This window comes from Mesorhizobium sp. M1342, assembly GCF_040317955.1.
Taxonomy (GTDB): domain Bacteria; phylum Pseudomonadota; class Alphaproteobacteria; order Rhizobiales; family Rhizobiaceae; genus Mesorhizobium.
Genome location: NZ_JAMYLI010000004.1, coordinates 257,129 through 280,705, shown reverse-complemented (window position 1 = coordinate 280,705; position 23,577 = coordinate 257,129). Strand labels below are relative to the sequence as shown.

Below are 23,577 nucleotides of genomic sequence, written 5' to 3'. Positions count from 1 at the left end.
GAACTGACCGCTCGGCTTCGTCGTCATCGCAAGATCCCTGGTTCAAAAACAGGGAATCACATCCACACAATTTTGCAACAGGCCCTCAAGGAGGGAGATCGTATGGCACGACTGCTTTCGCCAATTTCCAACTGCGCAAGGCGGGCGAGGTCAGAACTGCTAATCGCCCCCCTTGAGGGGGAGATGGCCGGCAGGCCAGAGGGGGGTGAGCGCAGACACCGCATGGTTTCTCTCAGATGAGACCTTCCATCCTCGATCCCTTGTTTGTCCCGATCACCTCGCTTGCCGGCGTCGGACCGAAAGTCGGCGCGCTGATCGAGAAGGTTGTCCCGGCCGATCTGGGTGACCGCCCCGCCCGCGCGGGCGACCTTCTGTTCGTGCTGCCGCACACCGTCATCGACCGGCGCAGCCGGCCGGGCATCGCAGGATCCGCGGAGGGCCAGATCGTGACGCTGGAGGTGCGCATCGACCGCCACCAGCCGCCGCCGCGCGGCAACAGGTCGGTGCCTTACCGGGTCTTCGCCCATGACGACACCGGCGAGATCGCGCTGACCTTCTTCCATGCTCACGCTTCCTATCTCGAAAAGGCGATGCCCGAGGGCGAGCATGTCGTGGTCTCCGGCCGCATGGAATGGTTCAACGGCCGCCCGAGCATGGTCCACCCCGACCACATCGCGCTCGCCAGCGAGGCGGAAAACCTGCCGCTGGTCGAACCGGTCTATCCCCTGACAGCCGGGCTCTCGGGCAAGGTGCTGCGCCGGGCGATCGGCCAGGCGCTGGCGCGTGTGCCCGAATTTCCCGAATGGCAGGACGGCGCTTTCATGCGCCGCCACACGTCTCCCTCCTTTGCCGGCGCGCTTGCCCGCATCCACAATCCGGCCGACCCGATCGATGTCTCCGTCGATGGCGCTGCCTGGCGGCGCCTCGCCTATGATGAGCTGCTGGCGGGCCAGGTCTCGCTGGCGCTGGTGCGGGCAAAAGTCCGCCGCCTGTCCGGCCGCCCTCTGGTCGGCGACGGCCGCATCGTCGAAAAACTGCGAGCCGCACTGCCCTATTCGCTGACACCGAGCCAGGAGTTCGCGCTGGCCGAAATCAATGCCGACCTCGCCGATCCCGAGCGCATGCTGCGGCTTCTGCAGGGCGATGTCGGCTCCGGCAAGACGGTCGTCGCGCTGTTGGCCATGGCGCGGGCTGTCGAGGCTGGCGGCCAGGCGGCCTTGATGGCACCGACCGAAATCCTGGCGCGCCAGCATCTGGCGACCATCACGCCGCTTGCCGCCAAGGTCGGGCTGCGCATCGCCATCCTCACGGGCCGCGAGAAGGGCCGCGAACGCGCTGATACGCTGGCCGGCCTGGCAAGCGGCGAGATCGACATCGTCGTCGGCACCCATGCGCTGTTCCAGGAGACGGTCATGTTCCACGACCTGGTCTTTGCCGTGATCGACGAGCAGCACCGTTTCGGCGTCCATCAACGGCTCGCCATCACCGCCAAGGGCGATGCGCCCGACATGCTGGTGATGACGGCCACTCCCATCCCGCGCACGCTGGTGCTGACCGCTTTCGGCGACATGGACGTGTCGAAACTGACGGAAAAACCGGCCGGCCGCCAGCCGATCCGTACCGTTACTCTGCCGCTGGAGCGGCTCGATGAACTGATCGGCCGCATGGTCGAGGCGGTGGCCGGCGGCCAGAAGATCTACTGGATCTGTCCGCTGGTCGAGGAATCCGAAGAAATCAAGCTGATGTCGGCCGAGGACCGCTTCGCCTCGCTGAAACCATTGTTCGGCGACCGTATCGGGCTCGTTCACGGCCGCATGAAAGGTGCCGACAAGGACGAGGCGATGCGCGCCTTCAAGCAGGGCGAGACACGCATCCTGATCGCCACCACGGTCATCGAGGTCGGCGTCGACGTACCGGACGCCACCGTCATGGTCATCGAGCACGCCGAGCGCTTCGGCCTCGCCCAATTGCATCAGTTGCGCGGCCGGGTCGGGCGTGGCGACAAGCCCTCCTCCTGCGTGCTGCTCTACAAGGACCCGCTCGGCGAGACCGCGAAACGCCGGCTGTCGGTGATGCGCGAGACCGAGGACGGGTTCCTGATCGCCGAGGAGGACCTGAAGCTGCGCGGCGAAGGCGAATTGCTTGGCACCCGCCAGTCCGGCACGCCGGGTTTCCAGGTGGCGCGCATCGAGGCGCATGCCGATCTTCTGGAGGCCGCCCGCGACGATGCCAGGCTGATCCTGTCGCGCGACCCGGAGCTGCAATCGCAGCGTGGCGAGGCGTTGCGCCTGCTGCTTTATTTGTTCGGCCGCGACGAGGCCGTGCGGCTCCTGCGCGCCGGCTGAGCCAGGGCGGCAACCGACGGGTTGGCGAGCATCCCCTCGATCGGCTCGCCATTCACGACAACCATTTGCTTGACCTCGGGCGCCACCAGCCCGGCCGAGACGATCAGCTTGGCGCCGTCCTCGATCGTCATGTCGAGCAGCACGATGTCCGACTTCGGCACATACATCAGGAATCCGGTGGTCGGGTTCGGCGTGCACGGCATGAACACGGCAATCAGCGGATCGCCTTCCTGGTCGAGCTTTTGGTTGATCTCGGTTTCCTTCTCGCTGGCGACGAACACCAGCGACCACACACCCTTGCGCGGATATTCGACCAGCCCGACCTGGCGGAACATGTCACCCTTGTTCGACAGCACGGTCTCGAAAATCTGCTTCAGCGAGCCATAGATGCCGCGCACCAGCGGCATGCGGCCAAGCAGGCGCTCGCCGAAATTGACGATGGCGCGGCCGACTATGTTGGCCGTCAGGAAGCCTATCAGCGTGATCAGGATCAACGCGACGATCAGCCCGAACCCCGGCACCGGAAACGACAAATAGGTGTCAGGGCTGTAGCGGGCCGGAATATAGGGTTTCACCCAGGAATCGACCCAGCCGATGAAAGACCATGCAATGTAGGCGGTGATCGCCAGCGGCGCGCAGACAATGAAGCCCGTGAGGAAATAGTTCCTCAGCCGGGTCACGCCGGAAGTCTTGGGAGCGTCGGACATGATTCACCGGAGGCGCGGGTTGCAGCGCAACATTAGTGAACCGGACGAAGCTTTGGAACTGCGAAGTTTTTAAAGAGCCGATTATGCCGCCGCTTCCAGCGAAGCAATCCAAACGGAAGCAGCATACGTTCGCGATTAGCCGAAACATCCCTCCCCTTCGTCATCCACGGGCGGAGCAAGGAGCGAAGCGACGCGGCGCAGACCCGAGGATCCATTCCGTGACGTCGGCCGAAGAACGCAACCCCTCAAGATGGTCGGCGAATCCTTCGGTCGCTATACTTCGTTCATGACGGGCTATGTCTATTTAACTGCGAGCCGGAAACGCGGCACCATCTATATTGGCGTCACAAACGATCCGATGCGATCCAGCGCGAGAAGTCGCTGAAACGTTGGCCGCGTCAGTGGAAGATTGAATTGATCGAAAAGGTCAATCCGGAGTGGTTCGAGCTTTTCCGCGGGACTGGGTGGTAGCGCCAAGTTCTGCACCGCTTTGATCCGCCATACCGTCCCGGAATGGATCCTCGGGTCTGCGCAGGAGCTTCGCTCCCGCTCCGCCCGTGGATGACGAAAGGATGAGGCCTACTCCACCGTCACCGATTTCGCCAGATTGCGCGGCTGGTCGACGTCGGTGCCCATAAAGACGGCGGTGAAATAGGCGAGCATCTGGATCGGCAGCGCGTAGATGATCGGCGAGATGATTTCCGGCACGTCCGGCAGCACGATCGTCTCCATCGTCTTGACGCTCGTCAGTGCCGCACCCTTGCTGTCGGTGATCAGGATGATCTTGCCGCCGCGCGCCGCCACTTCCTGCATGTTCGACACGGTTTTTTCGAAAATGCGGTCGTGCGGCGCGATGACGATGACCGGCATGTTCTCGTCGATCAGTGCGATCGGGCCGTGCTTCAGTTCGCCGGCTGCATAGCCTTCGGCGTGGATATAGGAGATTTCCTTGAGCTTTAGCGCGCCTTCCATGGCCAGCGGGAAATTGGTGTCGCGGCCGAGATAGAGCACGTTCTTATAGTGAGCGAGGTCGCGCGCGGTCTTTTCGATCTGATGGTCGAGCTTCAGCACCTGATTGGCATAGCGCGGTGCTTCCGAAAGCTCGCGCACAAAGGTCTTTTCCTGCTCCTTCGAGATCGTACCGCGCGCCACGCCAGCCCGCACGGCAAGCGATGCCAGCACCGACAACTGGCAGGTGAACGCCTTGGTGGAGGCGACGCCGATTTCCGGCCCGGCGAGCGTCGGCAGCACGACGTCGGATTCGCGCGCCATGGTCGATTCGCGCACATTGACGACGGCGCCGATCTTCATCCCCGCCTTGCGGCAGTAGCGCAGCGAGGCCAGCGTGTCGGCGGTCTCGCCCGATTGCGAGATGAAGAAGGCGGCATCGTTCTTCGACAGCGGCATTTCGCGGTAACGGAATTCCGAAGCGACATCGATATCGACCGGCAGTCGCGCGTAGCGCTCGAACCAGTACTTGCCAATCAGGCCGGCGAGATAGGCGGTGCCGCAGGCCGAAATCGCCAGCCGGTCGATTTTGGCGAAATCGAAAGGCAGGTCGAGCGGCTTGGAGACGCCGCCGACAAAATCCAGATAATTCGCCAGCGTGTGCGAGATCACCTCGGGCTGTTCATGGATTTCCTTCTCCATGAAGTGGCGTCTATTGCCCTTGTCGACCATGAAACTGGTCGAGAGGGACTGCTGGCGCTTGCGGTCGACCTTTGTGCCGTCGATGTCGAAGATGGTGACGCCGTCGCGGCGCACCACCGCCCAGTCGCCATCTTCGAGATAGGTGATCGAATTGGTGAACGGGGCGAGCGCGATGGCGTCTGAACCCAGAAACATCTCGCCATCGCCATGGCCGACAGCCAGCGGCGGACCGTTGCGCGCGCCGACGATCAGGTCTTCATCGCCCTTGAACATGATGGCCAGCGCGAAAGCGCCTTCCAGCCGCTTCAGCGCCTGGTGCGCGGCATCAACCGGCTTCAGCCCCCTGGCGAGTTCGCGCGCCACCAGATGCGCCACGACCTCGGTGTCGGTCTGCGACGAAAAAGAATAGCCGTCGCGGATCAGCTCGGCGCGCAGTTCGGCGAAATTCTCGATGATGCCGTTGTGGACGATGGCGACGCCATCGGAAAAATGCGGGTGCGCATTGGTCTCGTTGGGCACGCCATGCGTCGCCCAGCGTGTGTGACCGATGCCGATCGTGCCGTCGAGCGGCTCGTCCTTGAGCCGGCGCTCCAGGTTGATCAGCTTGCCTTCGGCGCGGCGGCGGGCGAGTTCGCCACGCTCGATGGTGGCGACGCCGGCCGAGTCATAGCCGCGGTACTCCAACCGCTTCAACGCATCGACGATGAGCGGCGCAACCTGCGAGTGGCCGACGATTCCAACGATACCGCACATGCAGAAAGCCCCCGATTCCCCGGAAAACCAGCGCTATTTAGGGATGGCCGGCCTGCCGTGGAAAGTCACATTGCATTTCGTCCCGTATAACGGAACGCTCATTCTGTCGATGCACCATGACAGGCCGCCTTGCAATCCGGTTACTGCAATCGTTCGGTTTGTCAGGCTTCGGTTTTCAGACGATGGTTTTCACCAGAGAGATATCTCGCTAATAGCCCTGCCATGAGCGAGAGCAAGCCCACCGTAACCCTCTGGCGCCCTGTCGGCCCCAGGGAACTGAAACTGATCCAGGCCTCGGGGATGCAGGCGTTTCCGCCGCGCCTGCCCGAGCAGCCCATTTTCTATCCCGTGACGACCGAAGCCTATGCGGTGCAGATCGCACGCGACTGGAACGTGCCGGCCAGCGGCTCGGGGTTCGTCACCCGGTTCGACGTTCTCAAGAGCTTTCTCGACCGCTACCGGGTCGAGCACGCTGGCAGCAAGGCGCATCTGGAATACTGGATTCCGGCCGAAGATCTCCCTGAATTCAACAAGGCGATCGTCGGCAAGATCGAAGTCACAGCCGCTTTCGGCAAGGACGCGAAGACTTCCGGCTAACGCCCGTTATCCAGCAGCCTTTTTCTTCGCCGCCGCCGCCGAAGCAAAGCGCTCGCGCAATTCCTTGCCCTTGCCTGGAATCGTCTTCTGGCGGGCGCGGCCGAAGGCCAGCGCGTCGTCGGGCACGCTTTCGGTGATCACGCTGCCCGAGGCGATGTAGCCGCCCTTGCCGATGGTGACAGGCGCCACCAGCGACGAATTGGAGCCAATGAACGCGCCCTCGCCGATGTCCGTGAAGAATTTCGAATAGCCGTCGTAATTGCATGTGATGGTGCCGGCGCCGATATTGGCACCCGCGCCGACGCGGGCATCGCCGATATAGGTCAGATGGTTGACCTTGGCGCCCTCCTCGATAACCGCCTGCTTGACCTCGCAGAAATTACCGACCTTGGCCTTGTTTCGGAGATCCGCGCCCGGCCGCAGCCGCGCGTACGGCCCGACATCGCAATTGGACGCAATGGTGGCGCCCTCGATATGGCTGAAGGCATGGATCTTGGCGCCCGTGGCGATTTTCACGCCCGGGCCGAACCAGACATTGGGCTCGACGATGGTGTCAGCGCCGATCTCGGTGTCGTGCGAGAAGTACACGGTCTCCGGCGCGATCAGCGTCACGCCCGACAGCATTGCCTCATGGCGGCGGCGCGCCTGCCAGATGCCCTCGGCCTGCGCCAGTTCGGCGCGATTGTTGATGCCGAGCGCGCTCTCGAAGCTGGCTTCGGTGGCGACGACATCGAGGCCTCGCGCGCCGGCGATCTCGACAATGTCGGTGAGGTAATACTCGCCTTTGGCATTCTTGTTGTCGACCTGATCGAGCAGCGTCAGCGCGTGAGCGCCGGCTAGCGCCATCATCCCGGCATTGCAGAAGCCGATTTTTTTCTCCTCCTCGGAGCAATCCTTTTCCTCGCGGATGGCGACCAGCTTGCCGTCCTTTTCGATCAGCCGGCCATAGCCCGTCGGGCTGGGCGGACGGAAGCCAACCACCACGACGGCCGCACCTTCCGCCAGTTTCAGCCGCGCCACGGTCAGCGCATCGGCGTCGATCAGCGGCGTGTCGCCGAACATCACCAGGATATCGTCATAACCCTTTGATATCGCATCGCGCGCGGCGAGCACGGCATGCGCGGTGCCGAGGCGCTTGTCCTGCACGAAGGTCTCGGCCTTTGGAGCGAATTTCGCCGCCGCCTTGCGCATCTCTTCGGCCCCATGGCCGATCACCAGCGCCTGGCTGCCGGCACCAGCGGCTTCGGCTGCCTTCACCACATGGGCGACCATCGGCAGGCCGGCGATCTGGTGCAGCACCTTCGGCAGCACGCTCTTCATGCGCGTGCCTTCGCCGGCGGCAAGGATGACGGACAGGCAGGATCTCTGGCTCATGGAACGACAACCATATGAAAGGGTTGGGAATCAAAGCATGCTAGCAGTGGCGCCATGCTTCACCAATGCGGTTAAATTCCGGTGAGGTGGGAGCGGAGGCGTTCAGGATTCGATCCGCGTTGCCGTAGGCATCCGCGTCGCCCTAAGCAAAAGCAAAGCGATAGCCGGTGCTGTTAGATCATGTTAAATTTTCTAATCGTCTCGGGGATAATTCACATGTGGCCGTTTTCAAAAAAGCAGTCGAATATCTCGCGAGAAATTGTTTCGAGCGCCGACCAGAAAAATTCAAGGCTTGGTAGTGTAGAGAACTTTGCAAGGTATCTTGGCGTTGACATCACCCCCTACGGAGCAGGTGTCGCGCTACTGTCTCTCGAGAGCGGATACAGCGAAGCCGAAACAGCATCACATTTCGCGGTTGTAACTTTGGCTCGCGACATTCGGGAGGCAGGATTCGATATCGAAAAGATAGTGCGATTTGCGCCCATTGCCATGGCAACGCTTGAATGCCTGAAGGAGCTGAAAGATCGAGGATTAATGCGCGAAGAAATTTGGCAAAATGACACCACGGCGATTGGCAAGATCGCTTTTCCAAGTCCGGATACCCATTCTTGGATCGAGCGAGTTCTCAGCGATCCCACGGTAGCTCGTGACCGCGTTGCGGTGAGCCGCATCCAAATTTAGATCAAACCTACCCCAGCCGCCCCAGCACCGGAAAATTCTCCAGCAGCCAATACGACACCGTCTGCACGCCACCAGTGAGGAAAAACACCCCGGCGACGACCAGCAGCGCGCCGATCGCTTTTTCGACGCGGCCGAGATGGACGCGGAATTTGCCGAGGAAGCGCATGAAGGCGCCGGAAAACAGTGCGGCGATCAGGAATGGGATGCCCAGCCCGAGCGAATAGGCGGCGAGCAGCAGCGCGCCCTCGCCCACCGTTTCGCGGCCACCTGCCAGCGTCAGGATCGGCCCCAGCACCGGGCCGATGCAGGGCGTCCAGCCGAAGGCGAAGGCCAGTCCCATGACATAGGCCGCGACGGCACTTGCCGGCTTGCCCTGCGACTGGAAGCGCGCCTCGCGCGACAGCAGCGGAATGCGCAGGATGCCGAGGAAATTCAGGCCCATCAGGATGATCAGCACACCGGCGCCCATTGCCAGCGGCTCCTGCCAGACGCGCAGCAGCCGGCCGATGGTCGAGGCGCCGGCGCCCAGCGCGACAAAGACGGTCGAGAAGCCGAGCACGAAGGCGATCGAGGAAAAGAGCAGCGCGCCGCGTGCGCCTTCACGCGCTGTCGCACCGGCATTGCCGCGGAAATCGTCGACCGACACGCCGGCCATATAACAGAGATAAGGCGGCACCAGCGGCAGCACGCAAGGCGACAGGAACGAGATAGCTCCCGCCCCGATCGCGCTGACATAGCCGATGTCCAATGCCATTTCCAAGAACTCCAATGCCGTGACGCCGATATAGCGACGCGCAGCCTTGTCCACCAATCACCATTGTGTTGGCAAGATCATCCATTGCCCGACGCACTTGCCAGGAAGAAACCACAGCCCGCAGGCGTTGATGCTGTGAGGCCGCGATTTCCCGCGCGTCTCCAGATATCAGTCAGGGAGATTTCCATGAAAACCATAACCGCAGGACTGGCAGCGCTTCTACTCAGCACAGCCGCATCCTTCGCCGCCGACGCGTGGAAGGAAGCCGAGGTCAATGGCACCAAGATCTACACCGACGCCAACGGCATGACGCTTTACACCTATGACAAGGACGAGAAGGGCAAGACCAACTGCTATGACAAATGCGCCACCAACTGGCCGCCGCTGAAGGCCGAAGCCGGCGCCAAGGCGGATGACGAATGGACCGTTGTCGACCGCACCGACGGCACCAAGATGTGGGCCTATGACGGCAAGCCGGTCTACACCTTCATAAAGGACAAGAAGCCCGGCGACGTGACCGGCGACGGCGTCGGCGAAGTCTGGCACATCGTCAAGGCCGACTAAGCCACTCTATCCCAGTCCCGCCTGCTGACTGGTCGCCGGGCATCGCTTCATGCCGCCGGCGGCCAGCATCAATCAGCCGTTCTGGCGTCGAACCGACGCTATTCCCGGCCGTCACTCCGCGACTCGGTGGAAAAGTGAAACCAGGTCGTTTTCGCCGGCTCGGCACCACATCTCCCTTTCCCAAAATTCTGTGATTTTCTCCATACACTCTTAGAGTGTATTGCTGCGGACCGGCCCGCAATTTGGGCGCTTCCCCTTGACCGGATGCAAAAGCGCGGCCATGTGAGCGACAAATAGAACGAGATTTCGTCGCGCGCAGCGGAATTCTTCTGCCGCACCACAGCTGATATGAGACCTCATGGACGTCGTCGTCGTCGAATCGCCGGCCAAGGCGAAGACAATCAACAAATACCTCGGCAAGAACTACAAGGTTCTGGCCTCGTTCGGCCATGTCAGGGATTTGCCGGCCAAGGATGGCTCGGTGCGTCCGGATGAGGATTTCGCCATGTCCTGGGCGGTCGACACCGCCTCTGGCAAACGCCTCGCCGACATCGCCAAGGCGGTCAAGGACGCCGACGGCCTGATCCTCGCCACCGATCCGGATCGCGAAGGCGAAGCGATTTCCTGGCATGTGCTGGAAGTGCTGAAGCAGAAGCGCGCGCTGAAGGACAAGCCGGTCAGCCGCGTCGTCTTCAACGCCATCACCAAATCGTCGGTGCTGGAGGCGATGGCCAATCCGCGCCAGATCGATGCACCGCTGGTCGATGCCTACCTCGCCCGCCGGGCGCTGGATTATCTCGTCGGCTTCACGCTGTCGCCGGTGCTGTGGCGCAAGCTGCCGGGCGCCCGCTCGGCCGGCCGCGTCCAGTCGGTTGCGTTGCGTCTCGTCTGCGACCGCGAATCCGAGATCGAGCGCTTCATCCGCGAGGAATACTGGCAGATCGCCGCCCTGCTGGGCACGCCGCGCAACGAGAATTTTGAAGCGCGGCTGACCGCCTTCGACCGCAAGAAGCTGCAAAAGCTCGACATTTCCAACAAGGCGCAGGCCGACGACATCAAGTCGATGCTTGATGGCGCAACCTTCAAGGCGGTGTCGGTGGAAGCCAAGCCGACCAAGCGCAATCCCGGCCCGCCCTTCACCACTTCGACCCTGCAGCAGGCCGCTTCGTCAGGTCTCGGCTTCTCGGCCAGCCGCACCATGCAGGTGGCGCAACGCCTCTATGAAGGCATGGAGATCGGCGGCGAGACCACAGGTCTCATCACCTATATGCGAACCGACGGCGTGCAGATGGCACCCGAGGCGATCGACGCCGCACGCGACGCCATTACCAAGGAATTCGGCGCAAAATACCTGCCGGAAAAGCCGCGCCAGTATACGGCCAAGGCCAAGAACGCCCAGGAAGCGCACGAGGCGATCCGCCCGACGGATTTCATGCGCACGCCGGCATCGGTCAGGCAATATCTCGATTCCGACCAGATGCGGCTCTATGAGCTGATCTGGAAGCGCGCCATCGCCAGCCAGATGCAGTCGGCCGAGATCGAGCGCACCACCGCCGAGATCGAAGCGGTCAATGGATCGCGCACCGCCGAGCTTCGCGCCGTCGGCTCGGTCGTTCGCTTCGACGGCTTCATTGCCGCCTACACCGACCAGAAGGACGACGATACGGAAGACGAGGAAAATCGTCGCCTGCCCGAAATCCGCGCCGGCGAGCAGCTTGCCCGCCAGGCGATCAATGCCACCCAGCACACCACCGAGCCGCCGCCGCGCTATTCCGAGGCGTCGCTGATCAAGAAGCTGGAAGAACTCGGCATCGGTCGGCCTTCCACCTATACGGCGATCCTGAAGACGCTCGAAGACCGCGACTATGTCACCATCGACAAGCGCCGGCTGGTGCCGCAGGCCAAGGGCCGGCTGCTGTCGGCCTTCCTCGAAAGCTTCTTCAAGCGCTATGTCGAGTACGACTTCACCGCGTCCCTCGAGGAAAAGCTCGACGAGATCTCGGACGGCAAGCTCGCCTGGAAGGACGTGCTGCGCGATTTCTGGAAGGATTTTTCCGGTGCCGTCGCCGACATCAAGGAACTGCGCGTCACCGACGTGCTCGACGCGCTCAATGAGGAACTGGCGCCGCTGGTGTTTCCCGCGCGCGAAGACGGTTCGAACCCGCGCATCTGCCCGAAATGCGGCACCGGCAATCTGTCGCTGAAACTCGGCAAGTTCGGCGCCTTCGTCGGTTGCTCCAACTATCCCGAATGCTCCTTCACCCGCCAGCTCGGCGACGCCGCCAATCCGAATGGCGAGAATGGCGGCGGCGAGGACGGCACCAAGGTCATCGGTAAGGATCCCTACACGTCAGAGGAAATCACGCTGCGGAGCGGCCGCTTCGGCCCCTACCTGCAGCGCGGCGACGGCAAGGAAGCCAAGCGCTCCAGCCTGCCCAAGGGCTGGACGGCAGAATCGATCGATCACGAAAAGGCGCTGGCGCTGCTGTCGCTACCCCGCGATGTCGGCCAGCATCCGGAAACGGCCAAGATGATCTCGGCCGGGCTCGGCCGCTACGGTCCGTTCGTGCTGCATGACGGCACCTATGCCAATCTCGAGAGCATCGAGGACGTGTTCTCGATCGGCCTCAACCGCGCCGTGTCGGTGATCGCCGAGAAGCAGTTGAAGGGCAAGGGCGGACGCAATGGCGGCACTGCCGCTGCGCTCAAGGAGCTTGGCGACCATCCCGATGGCGGCGGCAAGATCGTCGTGCGCGACGGCAAATACGGACCTTACGTGAATTTCGGCAAGGTCAACGCCACCCTGCCCAAGGGCAGGGATCCACAGTCGGTGACCATCGAGGACGCGCTGGCGCTGATTGCCGAGAAGGAAGCCAAGGGCGGCGGCGGCAAGAAGCCTTTCCGCAAGGCGGCAGCGGCCAAGGCGCCGGCAACCAAGAAAGTGGCAGCCAAGAAGCCGGCCGCGAAGAAAAAAGGATAGGGCAGCGTGGCGCGCAAGATCACCGGCAGAACCCACGGCGATCCGCGCACCGCCGACACCAGGGCCAAGGTCAAGGACGACTACCGGCCGTCGCGTGACGAAATCCTGCGCTACATCGCCGAAAATCCCGATCGCGCCGGCAAACGCGACATCGCAAAGGCGTTCGCGCTGCGCGGCGACGACCGCATCTGGCTGAAGGACATTTTGCGCGACTTGCAGGACGAAGGCATCCTTACCAAGGAGCGCAAGGGGTTGGCCCGCGTCGGCGCCCTGCCCCATGTCACGGTCCTCGATATTTTCGACCGTGATGCCGATGGCGTGCTCTTGGCGCGTCCTACCGAACACACGGCCAATGGACCGCCGCCCATCGTTTCCATCCGCCTGTCGCGCAGTGGCAGTGGACCGGCGCCCGGCATTGGCGACCGCGTGCTGGCCAAGACCTTTCCGGCCGACGACACGAACGTCGCCCTGGGCGGCCCCGCCTACACCGGGCGGGTGGTGAAGATTTTCGAAAAACGTACCGATGCCGTGCTCGGTGTCTTTCGCATCTTGCAGGACGGCACCTTCCGCATCGAGCCGGTGGAACGGCGCCAGCCCGAACTGATCGTCGACAAGGAATTCCAGAACGGCGCCAAGAACGGCGACCTGGTCGAGGTCGAGCCCGCGCGGGCTTCTCGCTATGGGCTGCCGAGAGCCAAGGTGCTCAACGTGCTGGGTTCGCTGACCAGCGAAAAGGCGGTCTCGATGATCGCCATCCACGCGCATGACATTCCGCATATCTTCCCGGCCGACGTCATCGCAGAATCCGAAGCGGTCAAACCCGCGACGCTGGATCACCGCGAGGACTGGCGCGACCTGCCGCTGGTCACCATCGATCCGGCCGACGCCAAGGACCACGACGACGCCGTCTTCGCCACGCCGGATCTCGACGAGAAGAACCCAGGCGGCGTGGTCGCCACTGTCGCAATCGCCGACGTCGCCGCCTATGTGCGCTACGGCACGGCACTCGACCGCGAAGCGCTGAAGCGCGGCAATTCGGTGTATTTCCCGGATCGCGTCGTGCCGATGCTGCCCGAGCGCATCTCCAACGATCTCTGCTCGCTGCGCGAGGGCCAGGACCGGCCGGCATTGGCAGTGCGCATGGTTTTTTCGGCCGAGGGCCGCAAGCTCAGGCACTCCTTCCATCGCGTCATGATGAAGTCGGCGGCAAAGCTCGCCTACCAGCAGGCTCAGGCGGCGATCGACGGGGCGCCGGACGACAAGACAGGCCCGATCCTCAAAACCGTGCTGAAGCCACTGTGGGACGCCTATGCGATCCTGAAGCGCGGCCGCGATGGCCGCCAGCCGCTCGAACTCGACCTGCCGGAGCGCAAGATCGTGCTAAAGCCGGACGGCACCGTCGATCGCGTCATCGTGCCGGACCGGCTCGATGCCCACAAGCTCATCGAAGAATTCATGATCCAGGCCAATGTCGCGGCGGCCGAAACGCTCGAAGCGAAGAAACAGGAACTGGTCTATCGCGTCCATGACGCGCCATCGCTGGCCAAACAGGAATCGCTGCGCGAGTTCCTGCAGACATTGGGCCTGTCACTTGCGCGCGGCGCGCAGATGCAGCCAAGCCAGTTCAACGGCATTTTGGAGCGCGTGCGCGGCGCCGACAATGAAGGCCTGGTCAACGAAGTGGTTCTGCGCTCGCAGAGCCAAGCCGAATACTCGCCAAAGAACATCGGCCATTTCGGTCTCAACCTCCGCCGCTACGCCCATTTCACCTCGCCGATCCGCCGCTATGCCGATTTGATCGTGCATCGCGGACTTATTGCCGCACTCGGATTGGGTCCGGGCGGGCTGACGCAGGACGAAGCGGCACGGCTCGAAGATGTCGCGGTGCTGATTTCCGGCACGGAACGCCGCGCAATGGCGGCCGAGCGGGACACGGTCGACCGTCTGATCGCCAGCTATCTCGCCGAACGCGTCGACGACCGGTTCGATGCCCGCATCTCCGGCGTCACCAAGTCAGGACTATTTGTCCAATTGCCGCAGTACGGCGCGGATGGCTTCATCCCGGTGTCAACTCTGGGCGGCGATTACTATATATACGATGAAACCGCTCGCTCCCTGTTCGGAGAACGCTCGGGCAAAGGTTATCAGCTCGCGGACCGTGTCGAGGTCCGACTCATTGAGGTGGCGCCGATGGCCGGGGCGATGCGCTTCGAGATGTTGAGCGACCCGAAGCCTCTGCCGGGCTCCAAGCGGTCGTTTCACAAGGCCAAGGGCCGCGCCCGCGCGTCGCAATCGCGACCGGGTTCGCGCGGCAGGAGACGATGATGACAACAGCCATGGAAGAACAGGTTTTCGGCGGAGAACATCACTCGGGCCGGACCACGCGCCCGCTGTGGACGGCGATGAAGCGCGGCCTGCTCGGCCGCTGCCCGCATTGCGGCGAAGGCAAGCTGTTTCGCGCTTTCACCAAGACCGTCGACACATGCAGTGTCTGCGGCGAGGAATTGCATCACCACCGGGCCGACGACCTGCCCGCCTATCTCGTCATAGTCATCGTCGGCCATATCGTGCTGGGCGCCTTCATGGGCGTTGAGGCGACGTCGACGCTGTCCACATGGCAGCACATCGCCATCTGGGTGCCGCTGACCATCCTTTTGTCGGTTGCGCTGCTGCAGCCGATCAAGGGTGCCGTCATCGGACTGCAATGGGCCTTCTATATGCACGGCTTCGGCGGCGAGCACGACGTGATCGAGCCGCATCCCGAAGCCTAGGCCGCAGCCAAGAATGCTGCCTGGTGCAACATACCGACCGTGAAAGGCCACTTTCGCTTGCCAGAAGTTTCCGCTAGGTCCTGCGCATGGACGGTATGACCAAGGCGGAAGTCGACAGGATCGAGCGGAGCATGATCGCTCATAGCGACCGGCCAATCCGCCCGCGCGACGCGGCAACCCTCATCCTGCTCGACCGCAAAGACGATGATGTGCTGGTTCTGATAGGTCGCCGTCATGCCGGCCACGCCTTCATGCCGGGCAAGTTCGTCTTTCCCGGCGGCCGCACCGATCCGGCCGACAGCCGCATACCGGTCGTCGCCGCCTTGCACCCGGAGCAGGAAGCCAGGCTGATCGCCGGGCCAGGCCGCACAAGCGCCGCACGAGCCCGCGCCATCGCCCTGTCGGCCATCCGCGAAACCTATGAGGAAGCCGGGCTGCTGATCGGCCGCAAGGGTGCTTTCGCAACCCTCAGGCCCGATTGGCAAGGCTTTGCCGAACACGGCGTGCAACCCTCTCTCGACATGCTGCGCTTCGTTGCGCGCGCCATCACGCCGCCCAACCGGGTGCGCCGCTTCGACACCCGCTTCTTCAGCGCCTGGCGTGACGACGTCGCCGTCGAACTGCCCGGTGGCGGTCCCACCAACGAGCTCGAAGAGCTGGTCTGGCTGCCGCTCGCCAAGGCCAGGGAAGCCGACATACCCGACATCACCCAAATGATCCTGGACGAGCTGCAAAAGCGCCTCGCCCATGACCCGCTGTTGCGTCCGGGCGGTCCCGTGCCCTTCTACCGGCTTGTCCGCAACCGCTTCACCCGCGAACTTCTCTAGAGCAATTCCAGGAAAAGTGTGACGCGGTTTTCCGCCCGGAATTGCGTAAGATCAAACAGACAGAGTATTCAGAATCCCATGACGGTCGATACCCAACCACAGGGCGACGAACGCGTACACTGGCTGCCGATGGTGGCGGCGATCTCGTCGATCAGCGTCGTCGGCATCGCCATCGGCCTCGGTATGCCGCTGCTCAGCGTCATCCTTGAAACGCGCGGCCATTCGGCTTCGATGATCGGCCTCAACACCGCCGTCGCCGGCCTCGCCTCGATCGCCGGTGCGCCGCTGGCGACCCCGCTCGCCATGCGCTTCGGCGTTGCCTGGACAATGATCGCCATGATCGCCGCCGGCGCGCTGGCCTTTGTCGGCTTCCATTTCGCACCCGATTTCTGGATGTGGTTTCCGCTGCGCATCGTGCTGCACATTGCGCTGACGGTGCTGTTCATCCTGTCCGAATTCTGGATCAGCACCTCGGCGCCGCCGCACCGACGCGGCCTTGTCCTCGGCATTTACGCCACTGTCCTGTCGCTCGGCTTTGCCGCCGGACCGTGGCTGTTCGCCCATCTCGGCAGTTCCGGTTTCAGGCCGTTCGGCGTTATCATCGCGTTGGTGACGCTGGCGGCCATACCCGTGCTGGCAGCACGCAACGAGAGCCCGTCGATCGCCTCGGATGGCGAAACCAGCAATTTTCTGCGCTACATCTGGCTCGTGCCGTCGGCGACCGCTGCCGTGCTGGTGTTCGGCGCGGTGGAAACCGGCGGCTTTGCGCTGTTCCCGATCTACGGCAGCCGAATCGGCTACTCCGAAGCCGATGCAGCCCTTCTGCTGACCATGATCGGCCTCGGCAATGTGTTGTTGCAGATCCCGATCGGCATGATCAGCGACCGCGTCAGCGATCGCCGCTACCTGCTGATTGCCTGCGCCACGGTCGGTCTTATCGGCACCGTCTTCATGCCCTTCTTCGCCCAGAATTGGCATTTGATGGCCGCGCTTCTGTTCGTCTGGGGCGGCGTCGTCGCTGCCATGTACACGATCGGCCTCGCCCATCTCGGCTCGCAGCTTTCCGGCCATGAACTGGCGTCGGCCAACGCCGCCTTCGTGCTGTGCTACGGCGTCGGCATGGTGCTCGGCCCGCAGGCGATCGGCATCGGCATGGATGCGTTCGGCCCGTCCGGCTTCGGCTGGTCGCTCGGCCTGTTCTTCGCCGCCTATATCGCTTTGGTCGCCGTCAGGTTGGTTCGCAAGATCCTGCTGTAGCGCGACTGTGGCCAGCCATGCATTTGGCACGGCACGGAGACAGGCTGCTGACAGAACCGTGTCAGGAGCACAGGGCTAAAAAGGCGTCCCAAAACACTCGAGGACACTTCCATGATCGACAGCGGCTTTGAAACCACATCGCTACGAATGACACTGCTTCTGCTCGTAACGTTCCAGGCTCCGGCCGCCGACGTCGACCGCATCATGGATGCCGTGGTGGCGATTGCGCCGCTGGCCATGGGCAAATACGACCGCAATGCCTATCAGTCGGCGCACGGCATCGAACGCTACAGGCCGCTTGACGGTGCGGCCGCCGGCGCCGAAACCGAATTGAGACGGCGGCCCGGCACGGTCGAGGTTTCCTTCGAACTGCCGGACGATCAGGCGCTGGCCGCTCGTGTCGTCGAGGCGATTTTCCAAGCACATTCCTATCAGGAACCGGTGATCCGCATTCAACCGATTCTCGCCAGCCGTTCCAAGGGGCTGGACGACCGCGCCAATCCGAATCGCTGGTGGAACACGACCGGAGACTGGAAGAAGGTTGCTGCACCGGCGACAGAAACCGCATGATTTCCGTTCACCAGCAGGCTCAGGCGGATCGCACGAGGCTTGCCGGGCTTGACTTTCCGGGCGCGTTCTTTATGTGTCGCGCCAAGTTTCCCGCGTCCGGGTGTTTCCCCGTGCTCCAGCGGCCAAAACCCCACGAACAAACGGACTGATATCATGGCCAAAGCCGCAAACATCAAGATCAAGCTTCTGTCGACCGCCGACACCGGTTTCTTCTACGTGACCAGCAAGAACAGCCGCACCAAGACCGACAAGCTGTCGTTCCGCAAGTACGACCCGGTCGCCAAGAAGCACGTCGAATTCAAGGAAACCAAGATCAAGTAATCTGGGTTTCTCGCTGCAATGCCGAAACGCCGCCCAATGGGCGGCGTTTTTCGTTTGTAGCCAATTGATTTCGTTGCATCCGAGCAGAGACTCCAGCCAAAGGATTGACCCTTCGCCATGGTTGCGGCACCCTTGGCCGTGGGTTGGGTGTCACGAACAAGGCGCCTATGGATGTCGAAGAAGTTGAAAGCTGCAATCATTGCAGCCCTTGTCGCTCTGGCTGCTGGTTTCGCCGTCAGCAACGGGCTGATAAGCCAGCAGACGGCCGATGAGATCAAGGCCAGGACTGACCAGGTTCTGACTGAGGAAGAGGCCGCACAGCCTGCACCTCAGCCTGACAGCCCCGCCCCGCCTTCCACGGAACCCACACCGCAGGCTCCGGCCCCTCCCGCCGCGGCACCCCCGCAAGGATCACAACCGGGTCAATGAAGAAGCCCCGCCAGAATGGGCTCCTCTCGTGCGATCGCGCCATCACCATACCTGCTGAGTGTATCGTTTTAATACAATCGCCGATTGGTAGACTTGCACCACGGATAGGCAGTTAGTTTCAGCGTCAGGCAAAAAGGGGGGAAATGCCTCGCACTGGGAGAAAACGATGTCCGTACAAAAAGGCGACTTTCGAACCAACAGAGCCGACTACGTGATTGCCGCGATGCATGGCGGAGTGACCGCCGAAGACAGCGTTCGAGACGAGAACCTGGCAAGGAGAAAGAAGTCCCTGTGGCTGAAGGAGCGGCGATCGGCCAAGTCGGCTGAGAACCCGTTGGACAGCTCGCCGCTGTCTAAAAGAAGCCCTCGCGGTTAGCGATTTACAATCACCTTCCGCGATCACACCATATCCGCACACAACCCACTCACCCATATTGCAGGTGCCGCCGTCGGTGTTGACTAGCTCCGACGGCGGCCTAGTTCGTGGCGAAATAACCTCCGTTTTTTGAGAAGACGGCGGGACCAAGGTCTTGTGCTCGACACGCAAAGGTCCGAGTGGTCCTGTTAGGTTCCGGAAATGTCTCTTGGACGTTCCGCTATTTTATCCAATTGAAATGTAGCGTTACCGTGTATTCCCGCCCGATAGCGGCGCGTGATCCTGCCCGCATCCGCCCTGGCTGAGTCCCTCAGCCGATGCGCTCACCGCTCTTCGGATCGAATAGATGCAGCTGGTGTGGTTCGGCCGCCAACCGTACCTCGTCGCCGGGCTTCACGCCGGCACGGCCCATAGCAAAGACGCAAAGCTGCTGGCTGGCCAGCTTGACGTAGAACTGCGTCGAAAGCCCGAGCGGCTCGACCACACCCACCTCGCCCTTCAAGGCGCCGTCATCCGCCAACTTGATATGCTCGGGCCGCAAACCGACGGTGATGGCGTCACCATCCTTGAGCGGCAGGCCTTCCGGCAGCCTCAGCGCCTGGCCGTCGGTCAGCACGGCCTCCGGGGTAGCGCCCTCCCGAACCGTCGCCGGCAGGAAATTCATGCCGGGTGAACCGATGAAACCGGCGACGAACATGTTGGCCGGCCGATCGTAGAGATCGAGCGGCGCGCCGACCTGCTGGATCAGCCCGTCATGCATGACGACGATCCGGTCGGCCATGGTCATCGCCTCGATCTGGTCGTGCGTGACATAAACCGATGTCGTCTTCAGCTGCTGGTGCAGCGCCTTGATCTCGGCGCGCATATGGACGCGCAGCTTGGCGTCGAGGTTCGACAGCGGTTCGTCGAACAGGAAGACCTTGGGATCCCGCACGATGGCACGGCCCATGGCGACGCGCTGGCGCTGGCCGCCCGACAATTGCCGCGGCAGGCGCTGCAGGAAGGTGTCGAGCCCGAGCCGCTTGGCGGCGCCGTCCACCCTGGCATCGATCGTCGTCTTCTGCGCCTTCTTCAAGAGCAGGCTGAAACCCATGTTCTTCGACACGTCCATATGCGGATAGAGCGCATAGGACTGGAACACCATGGCGATGTCGCGGTCCTTGGGTGCTACGTCGTTGACCAGCCGCTCGCCGATGCGGATCTCGCCGCCGGAAGCCTCCTCCAGCCCGGCGATCATGCGCAAGAGCGTGGACTTGCCGCAGCCTGACGGCCCAACCAGGACCACGAACTCGCCATCGGCGATTTCAAGGTCGACCGCGTGCAGGACGCGGACGGCGCCATAGTCCTTGCGGACGTTTTCGAGCGTAACAGAGGCCATCGATCTATCCTTTGACGGCGCCGGCGGTCAGGCCGGTGACGAGATAGCGTTGCAGGAAGGCGAAGAAGATACAGACCGGGATCAGCGCCAGGATGGACGCCGCCATCATCTGTCCCCAGTCGACGGCGAACTTGCCGATGAAGGTGAGCAAGCCGACGGCAAAGGTCTTTTGGTCGTCGCTGGAAATCAGCATCAGCGCGAACAGAAGCTCGCTCCAGGCGGCGGTGAAGACGAAGCCGAGCGTTGCGCCCATGCCCGGTAGCGTCAACGGCACGATCACCTTGCGCATCGCCTGCGCTCGGGTGCAGCCGTCGATCATCGCGGCCTCCTCCAAATCCTTTGGGATGCCGTCGAAGAAGGACTGCATCAGGAAGGTGGCAAAGGCCGTGTTGAAGGCGGTGTAGATGATGATCAGCCCGGTCAGGCTGTTGATCAGGCCGATCTGACCCATCACGCGGTAGATCGGCGGAATGACCATCACCAGCGGAAAGGTCTGGGTCAAAAGCAACATCAGCGCCAGTGCCGCCTTGCCGCGAAAGGTGAAGCGCGACATTGCATAGCCGGCGAGCGTGGCGATGATTGTCACCAGTGCCGCCGTCGATACCGAGACGATGACGCTGTTGAGGAAATAACGCGGAAAATCGGTGGCCTCGAGCACGGTGACGAAATTCTGCAGCGTCATGTGCGACGGCCAGAAGGTGATGCCTTCGGAATAGAGAAGCCGCTCCGGCGTGACCGAGATTTTTAGCGTCCAGTAGATCGGGAACAGGGCAAAGAGCACGTAGGCCGCGATTGCCGCGTAGAGGCCGATGCCGCCGAAGAAGCGCTGCGAGGTTGAGCGTCCTGCGATCATCAGACGTGCCTCACCAGGGTGCGGCGGATACCGATCAGCGCAATCGCATAAGCAATGAGCAGGACGAGCAGCAGCACCGCCACCGCCGAGGCATAGCCCTTGTCCAGCGATTTGAAGGCGCTGACATAGATGTAGACCGGCACCGTGTTGGTCGAGCCGGCTGGCCCGCCCTCCGTCATGACGAAGATCAGGTCGGCGAAGGTGGCGATCCAGATGGTGCGCAACATCACGGTGATGGCGATGGTCGGCGCCAGAAACGGCAGCGTCACCTTGGTGAAGCGCTGCCAGGGCGAAGCGCCGTCGATGGCCGCCGCCTCATGCAGTTCCGATGGAATGGATTTCAGTGCCGCCAAGAGCGTGATGGCGAAGAACGGAATGCCGAACCAGATATTGGCGACGATCGGCCCCCACATGGCGGTTGACGGATCGGACAGCACATTGGTCGGCTCGGCCTTCAGCCCCAATGCAAACAGCCAGTGCGGCAACGGGCCGATGATCGGATTGAACAGCCAGGCCCAGGTCAGGCCTGACAGGAAGGACGGCACCGCCCAGGGCAGGAACACCAGGGCTTGCACGGCCTTGCGGCCGCGAAATGGCTTGTCGAGCAGCAGCGCCAGGCCGAGGCCAAGGAAGAACTGGAAAAACAGACTGGCGACGGTCCACCACAACGTGTTGACCAGCGCCTGCCCCAGCACCTGATCCGACAGCATCGCCTGATACTGCCCAAGCCCGACATATTCGGACTTGAACGCCGAGAATTTGCGGAAGGAGTAGCTGATGCCGATGACCAGCGGCACCAGAAGCACCACGACCAGCAGGATGATCGCCGGGCTGAGATAGAGCCATGGCTCGATTGCGGCGTGGGATAACCGCTTGCGGCGCGGCTGGCCGGCGGATCGTATTTCGGACACGGCATAGGTCATTGGTTTAGGGGTCACTCCTGGAACGTCGGCTGGCGGAGAGTGTCCTTCTCCCCGTGAAACTGGGAGAAGATGCCGTAGACAGATGAGGGGCAGCGCTAACCTGGCAGAAGCTAGTGCTGCCCTCATCCGTCATTTCGTGACACCTGCTCCCCGTGAACGGGGGAGAAGGAAAGAAGAGCTACTTCTTGTTCTTCGCCAGCCAATCCTGCTGTTCCTTGGTCAGGAAGGCAGCCCACTGGTCGGCGACGTCCTTGGCCGTCTTCTGGCCAAGCAGCACTTCCTGAAAATTCTTGATCGCCACCTGGTCGACGAAATTGCCGAGGTTCTCCAGATGCGTCGGCGGGGTGACCATTTCATATTTGGAGCTGTCGCTGAGCTCCGTAAACCAGCCCTTGAACTGCTCCGTCTTGAAATGGGGATCCTGGTCGGCGCCGTTGTGGATCGGGACAACGCCGACTTCCTTGGCCCATTCCAGATTGTCCTTCGGCGAGAGCAGCGTCGCCATCAGCTTCCACGCGTCGTCCTTGTGCTGCGAGTTGGCAAACATCGCCCAGCCGGCATAACCCAGCGTCGGATAGGACTTGCCGCTCGGCCCGACCGGCAATGGCGCCACGGCGAAGTCGTCGGCGCTCATCTTGTCGGCGATGCCGAGCAGCGCGTCCGGATCCTGGTTGAGCATGGCACAGGTGCCGGAATAGAAGCCGGTGACCGTTTCGTTGAAACCCCAACTCACCGCATCCTTCGGCGCCAGTCCGTCCTTGTACATGTCGGCCAGCATCTGCAGGCCCTTGACCGAGCCTTCTTCGTTGATCGTCGAAGTGCCATCCTCGTTGAAGTAGCCGCCCTTGCCGGCGGCGATGTTCATGAACATGTGCATGCCGTTGAAGGCGCCCGGCCCGCCGCGCAGGCAGTAGCCGTACTTCCCCGGGAGCGCGGAAATCTTCTTGGCGTCGGCGATGAAATCATCGAGCGTCGCCGGCGGGCCATCGAGGCCGGCTTCCTTGAACAGTTTCTTGTTCCAGAACAGCGCGTTCACATAGTAGCCGTAGGGGATCATGAACTGGGTGTTGTTGACGGTCGAGCCGAACTGCTTGGCGCGGTCGCCCAGCGTCTTGGCGTCATCCCATTTGGCCATATAGGGGCCGAGATCCTCGAGCTGGGCATTGTTGGCATAGAGCCCCATCCAGCGTTCCGGCATTTCGACGATGTCGGGCGTATCGCCGGCCTGCACCATGGTCAGGAATTTCTCGAACGCCTGACCCCAGGGCAGCGAGATAAGCTCGACCTTGATGCCCGGATTGGCGGTTTCGAATTCGGCGATCTGCTTCTTCAGGAATTCGGTGCGCGGCGGGCTGGTGATGACTTCGACCATTTTCAGGGTCGAGTCGGCCACGGCATTTCCGGCTGAAATCGCCAGCCCCGCAACGGTGGCCAGCATGACGGTCAGTTTTTTCATGTTCAAGACTC

At 62.4% G+C, this 23,577-nt stretch carries 20 protein-coding genes and 1 pseudogene; 13 read left to right on the top strand and 8 right to left on the bottom strand.

The features are described from left to right. The first annotated feature begins 236 nt into the window (after positions 1-236). Positions 237-2,345, top strand: a complete 2,109-nt coding sequence (gene recG, locus NKH06_RS06290) for an ATP-dependent DNA helicase RecG (RefSeq protein ID WP_352440273.1) — start codon at positions 237-239, stop codon at positions 2,343-2,345. On the opposite strand, the gene NKH06_RS06285 is transcribed toward recG, so the two are convergent. Continuing rightward, positions 2,297-3,052, bottom strand: coding sequence for a DUF502 domain-containing protein (locus NKH06_RS06285; protein WP_027036784.1), 756 nt, complete (start codon positions 3,050-3,052; stop codon positions 2,297-2,299). The genes recG and NKH06_RS06285 overlap by 49 nt on opposite strands. A gap of 286 nt (positions 3,053-3,338) precedes the next feature. Here NKH06_RS06285 and NKH06_RS06280 point away from each other — a divergent pair. Continuing rightward, a pseudogene (locus NKH06_RS06280) lies at positions 3,339-3,523 on the top strand (GIY-YIG nuclease family protein). 108 nt (positions 3,524-3,631) lie between these two features. On the opposite strand, the gene glmS reads toward NKH06_RS06280, so the two are convergent. Beyond that, complete coding sequence (gene glmS / locus NKH06_RS06275; protein WP_023810553.1) at positions 3,632-5,455, bottom strand: glutamine--fructose-6-phosphate transaminase (isomerizing); 1,824 nt, start codon at positions 5,453-5,455, stop codon at positions 3,632-3,634. A gap of 222 nt (positions 5,456-5,677) precedes the next feature. On the opposite strand from glmS, the gene NKH06_RS06270 reads away from it, so the two are divergent. Beyond that, positions 5,678-6,052: a hypothetical protein gene (locus NKH06_RS06270; RefSeq protein WP_023810552.1), complete on the top strand. Its 375-nt coding sequence runs from the start codon at positions 5,678-5,680 to the stop codon at positions 6,050-6,052. A gap of 6 nt (positions 6,053-6,058) precedes the next feature. On the opposite strand, the gene glmU is transcribed toward NKH06_RS06270, so the two are convergent. Further along, on the bottom strand, positions 6,059-7,426 hold the full coding sequence (gene glmU, locus NKH06_RS06265) for a bifunctional UDP-N-acetylglucosamine diphosphorylase/glucosamine-1-phosphate N-acetyltransferase GlmU (RefSeq protein ID WP_352892536.1): 1,368 nt from the start codon (positions 7,424-7,426) through the stop codon (positions 6,059-6,061). Positions 7,427-7,642: 216 nt separating this feature from the next. On the opposite strand from glmU, the gene NKH06_RS06260 reads away from it, so the two are divergent. Then, positions 7,643-8,107 carry a hypothetical protein gene (locus NKH06_RS06260; RefSeq protein WP_023810550.1) on the top strand — a complete coding sequence of 155 codons (465 nt, stop codon included), beginning with the start codon at positions 7,643-7,645 and terminating at the stop codon, positions 8,105-8,107. A 7-nt stretch (positions 8,108-8,114) separates the two neighbouring features. Here NKH06_RS06260 and NKH06_RS06255 read toward each other — a convergent pair whose 3' ends face one another. Then, complete coding sequence (locus tag NKH06_RS06255; RefSeq protein WP_023810549.1) at positions 8,115-8,861, bottom strand: cytochrome c biogenesis CcdA family protein; 747 nt, start codon at positions 8,859-8,861, stop codon at positions 8,115-8,117. A gap of 186 nt (positions 8,862-9,047) precedes the next feature. On the opposite strand from NKH06_RS06255, the gene NKH06_RS06250 reads away from it, so the two are divergent. The 9 genes from NKH06_RS06250 (at position 9,048) to NKH06_RS06210 (ending at position 18,956) form a co-directional block, all read left to right on the top strand. Next, positions 9,048-9,425: a COG4315 family predicted lipoprotein gene (locus tag NKH06_RS06250; RefSeq protein WP_128303545.1), complete on the top strand. Its 378-nt coding sequence runs from the start codon at positions 9,048-9,050 to the stop codon at positions 9,423-9,425. 358 nt (positions 9,426-9,783) lie between these two features. Then, on the top strand, positions 9,784-12,405 hold the full coding sequence (gene topA / locus NKH06_RS06245) for a type I DNA topoisomerase (protein WP_352440272.1): 2,622 nt from the start codon (positions 9,784-9,786) through the stop codon (positions 12,403-12,405). 6 nt (positions 12,406-12,411) lie between these two features. Then, positions 12,412-14,730, top strand: a complete 2,319-nt coding sequence (gene rnr / locus NKH06_RS06240; protein WP_352892534.1) for a ribonuclease R — start codon at positions 12,412-12,414, stop codon at positions 14,728-14,730. 11 nt (positions 14,731-14,741) lie between these two features. Further along, on the top strand, positions 14,742-15,176 hold the full coding sequence (locus NKH06_RS06235) for a DUF983 domain-containing protein (protein ID WP_206638025.1): 435 nt from the start codon (positions 14,742-14,744) through the stop codon (positions 15,174-15,176). An 86-nt stretch (positions 15,177-15,262) separates the two neighbouring features. Then, positions 15,263-16,003 carry an NUDIX hydrolase gene (locus NKH06_RS06230; RefSeq protein ID WP_352440270.1) on the top strand — a complete coding sequence of 247 codons (741 nt, stop codon included), beginning with the start codon at positions 15,263-15,265 and terminating at the stop codon, positions 16,001-16,003. 78 nt (positions 16,004-16,081) lie between these two features. Next, entirely contained in the window at positions 16,082-17,260 is a 1,179-nt protein-coding gene (locus NKH06_RS06225; protein WP_023810543.1) for an MFS transporter, read from the top strand. 111 nt (positions 17,261-17,371) lie between these two features. Then, entirely contained in the window at positions 17,372-17,830 is a 459-nt protein-coding gene (locus tag NKH06_RS06220) for a YqfO family protein (protein ID WP_023810542.1), read from the top strand. 153 nt (positions 17,831-17,983) lie between these two features. Continuing rightward, entirely contained in the window at positions 17,984-18,151 is a 168-nt protein-coding gene (gene rpmG / locus NKH06_RS06215) for a 50S ribosomal protein L33 (RefSeq protein WP_006201775.1), read from the top strand. 595 nt (positions 18,152-18,746) lie between these two features. Continuing rightward, on the top strand, positions 18,747-18,956 hold the full coding sequence (locus NKH06_RS06210; protein ID WP_013531922.1) for a hypothetical protein: 210 nt from the start codon (positions 18,747-18,749) through the stop codon (positions 18,954-18,956). A gap of 310 nt (positions 18,957-19,266) precedes the next feature. On the opposite strand, the gene NKH06_RS06205 is transcribed toward NKH06_RS06210, so the two are convergent. From NKH06_RS06205 to NKH06_RS06190, 4 genes are all read right to left on the bottom strand, one after another. Next, positions 19,267-20,334 (bottom strand): ABC transporter ATP-binding protein, encoded by a 1,068-nt coding sequence (locus NKH06_RS06205; protein ID WP_352440269.1) that lies wholly within the window; start codon positions 20,332-20,334, stop codon positions 19,267-19,269. A gap of 4 nt (positions 20,335-20,338) precedes the next feature. After that, positions 20,339-21,187: a carbohydrate ABC transporter permease gene (locus NKH06_RS06200; protein WP_027036797.1), complete on the bottom strand. Its 849-nt coding sequence runs from the start codon at positions 21,185-21,187 to the stop codon at positions 20,339-20,341. Further along, positions 21,187-22,110: a carbohydrate ABC transporter permease gene (locus tag NKH06_RS06195; RefSeq protein WP_292177192.1), complete on the bottom strand. Its 924-nt coding sequence runs from the start codon at positions 22,108-22,110 to the stop codon at positions 21,187-21,189. Before NKH06_RS06195 ends, NKH06_RS06200 begins: the two co-directional genes overlap by 1 nt. Before the next feature lie 178 nt (positions 22,111-22,288). Beyond that, entirely contained in the window at positions 22,289-23,566 is a 1,278-nt protein-coding gene (locus tag NKH06_RS06190; protein ID WP_127296148.1) for an ABC transporter substrate-binding protein, read from the bottom strand. Positions 23,567-23,577: the final 11 nt, after the last annotated feature.

Excerpts from the sequence above, each read along its gene's own strand:
- recG (WP_352440273.1), top strand. The coding sequence starts at position 237 with ATGAGACCTTCCATCCTCGATCCCTTGTTTGTCCCGATCACCTCGCTT.
- NKH06_RS06285 (WP_027036784.1), bottom strand. The coding sequence starts at position 3,052 with ATGTCCGACGCTCCCAAGACTTCCGGCGTGACCCGGCTGAGGAACTAT.
- glmS (WP_023810553.1), bottom strand. The coding sequence starts at position 5,455 with ATGTGCGGTATCGTTGGAATCGTCGGCCACTCGCAGGTTGCGCCGCTC.
- NKH06_RS06270 (WP_023810552.1), top strand. The coding sequence starts at position 5,678 with ATGAGCGAGAGCAAGCCCACCGTAACCCTCTGGCGCCCTGTCGGCCCC.
- glmU (WP_352892536.1), bottom strand. The coding sequence starts at position 7,426 with ATGAGCCAGAGATCCTGCCTGTCCGTCATCCTTGCCGCCGGCGAAGGC.
- NKH06_RS06260 (WP_023810550.1), top strand. The coding sequence starts at position 7,643 with ATGTGGCCGTTTTCAAAAAAGCAGTCGAATATCTCGCGAGAAATTGTT.
- NKH06_RS06255 (WP_023810549.1), bottom strand. The coding sequence starts at position 8,861 with ATGGCATTGGACATCGGCTATGTCAGCGCGATCGGGGCGGGAGCTATC.
- NKH06_RS06250 (WP_128303545.1), top strand. The coding sequence starts at position 9,048 with ATGAAAACCATAACCGCAGGACTGGCAGCGCTTCTACTCAGCACAGCC.
- topA (WP_352440272.1), top strand. The coding sequence starts at position 9,784 with ATGGACGTCGTCGTCGTCGAATCGCCGGCCAAGGCGAAGACAATCAAC.
- NKH06_RS06235 (WP_206638025.1), top strand. The coding sequence starts at position 14,742 with ATGGAAGAACAGGTTTTCGGCGGAGAACATCACTCGGGCCGGACCACG.
- NKH06_RS06230 (WP_352440270.1), top strand. The coding sequence starts at position 15,263 with ATGGACGGTATGACCAAGGCGGAAGTCGACAGGATCGAGCGGAGCATG.
- NKH06_RS06225 (WP_023810543.1), top strand. The coding sequence starts at position 16,082 with ATGACGGTCGATACCCAACCACAGGGCGACGAACGCGTACACTGGCTG.
- NKH06_RS06220 (WP_023810542.1), top strand. The coding sequence starts at position 17,372 with ATGATCGACAGCGGCTTTGAAACCACATCGCTACGAATGACACTGCTT.
- rpmG (WP_006201775.1), top strand. The coding sequence starts at position 17,984 with ATGGCCAAAGCCGCAAACATCAAGATCAAGCTTCTGTCGACCGCCGAC.
- NKH06_RS06210 (WP_013531922.1), top strand. The coding sequence starts at position 18,747 with ATGTCCGTACAAAAAGGCGACTTTCGAACCAACAGAGCCGACTACGTG.
- NKH06_RS06205 (WP_352440269.1), bottom strand. The coding sequence starts at position 20,334 with ATGGCCTCTGTTACGCTCGAAAACGTCCGCAAGGACTATGGCGCCGTC.
- NKH06_RS06200 (WP_027036797.1), bottom strand. The coding sequence starts at position 21,187 with ATGATCGCAGGACGCTCAACCTCGCAGCGCTTCTTCGGCGGCATCGGC.
- NKH06_RS06195 (WP_292177192.1), bottom strand. The coding sequence starts at position 22,110 with ATGACCTATGCCGTGTCCGAAATACGATCCGCCGGCCAGCCGCGCCGC.
- NKH06_RS06190 (WP_127296148.1), bottom strand. The coding sequence starts at position 23,566 with ATGAAAAAACTGACCGTCATGCTGGCCACCGTTGCGGGGCTGGCGATT.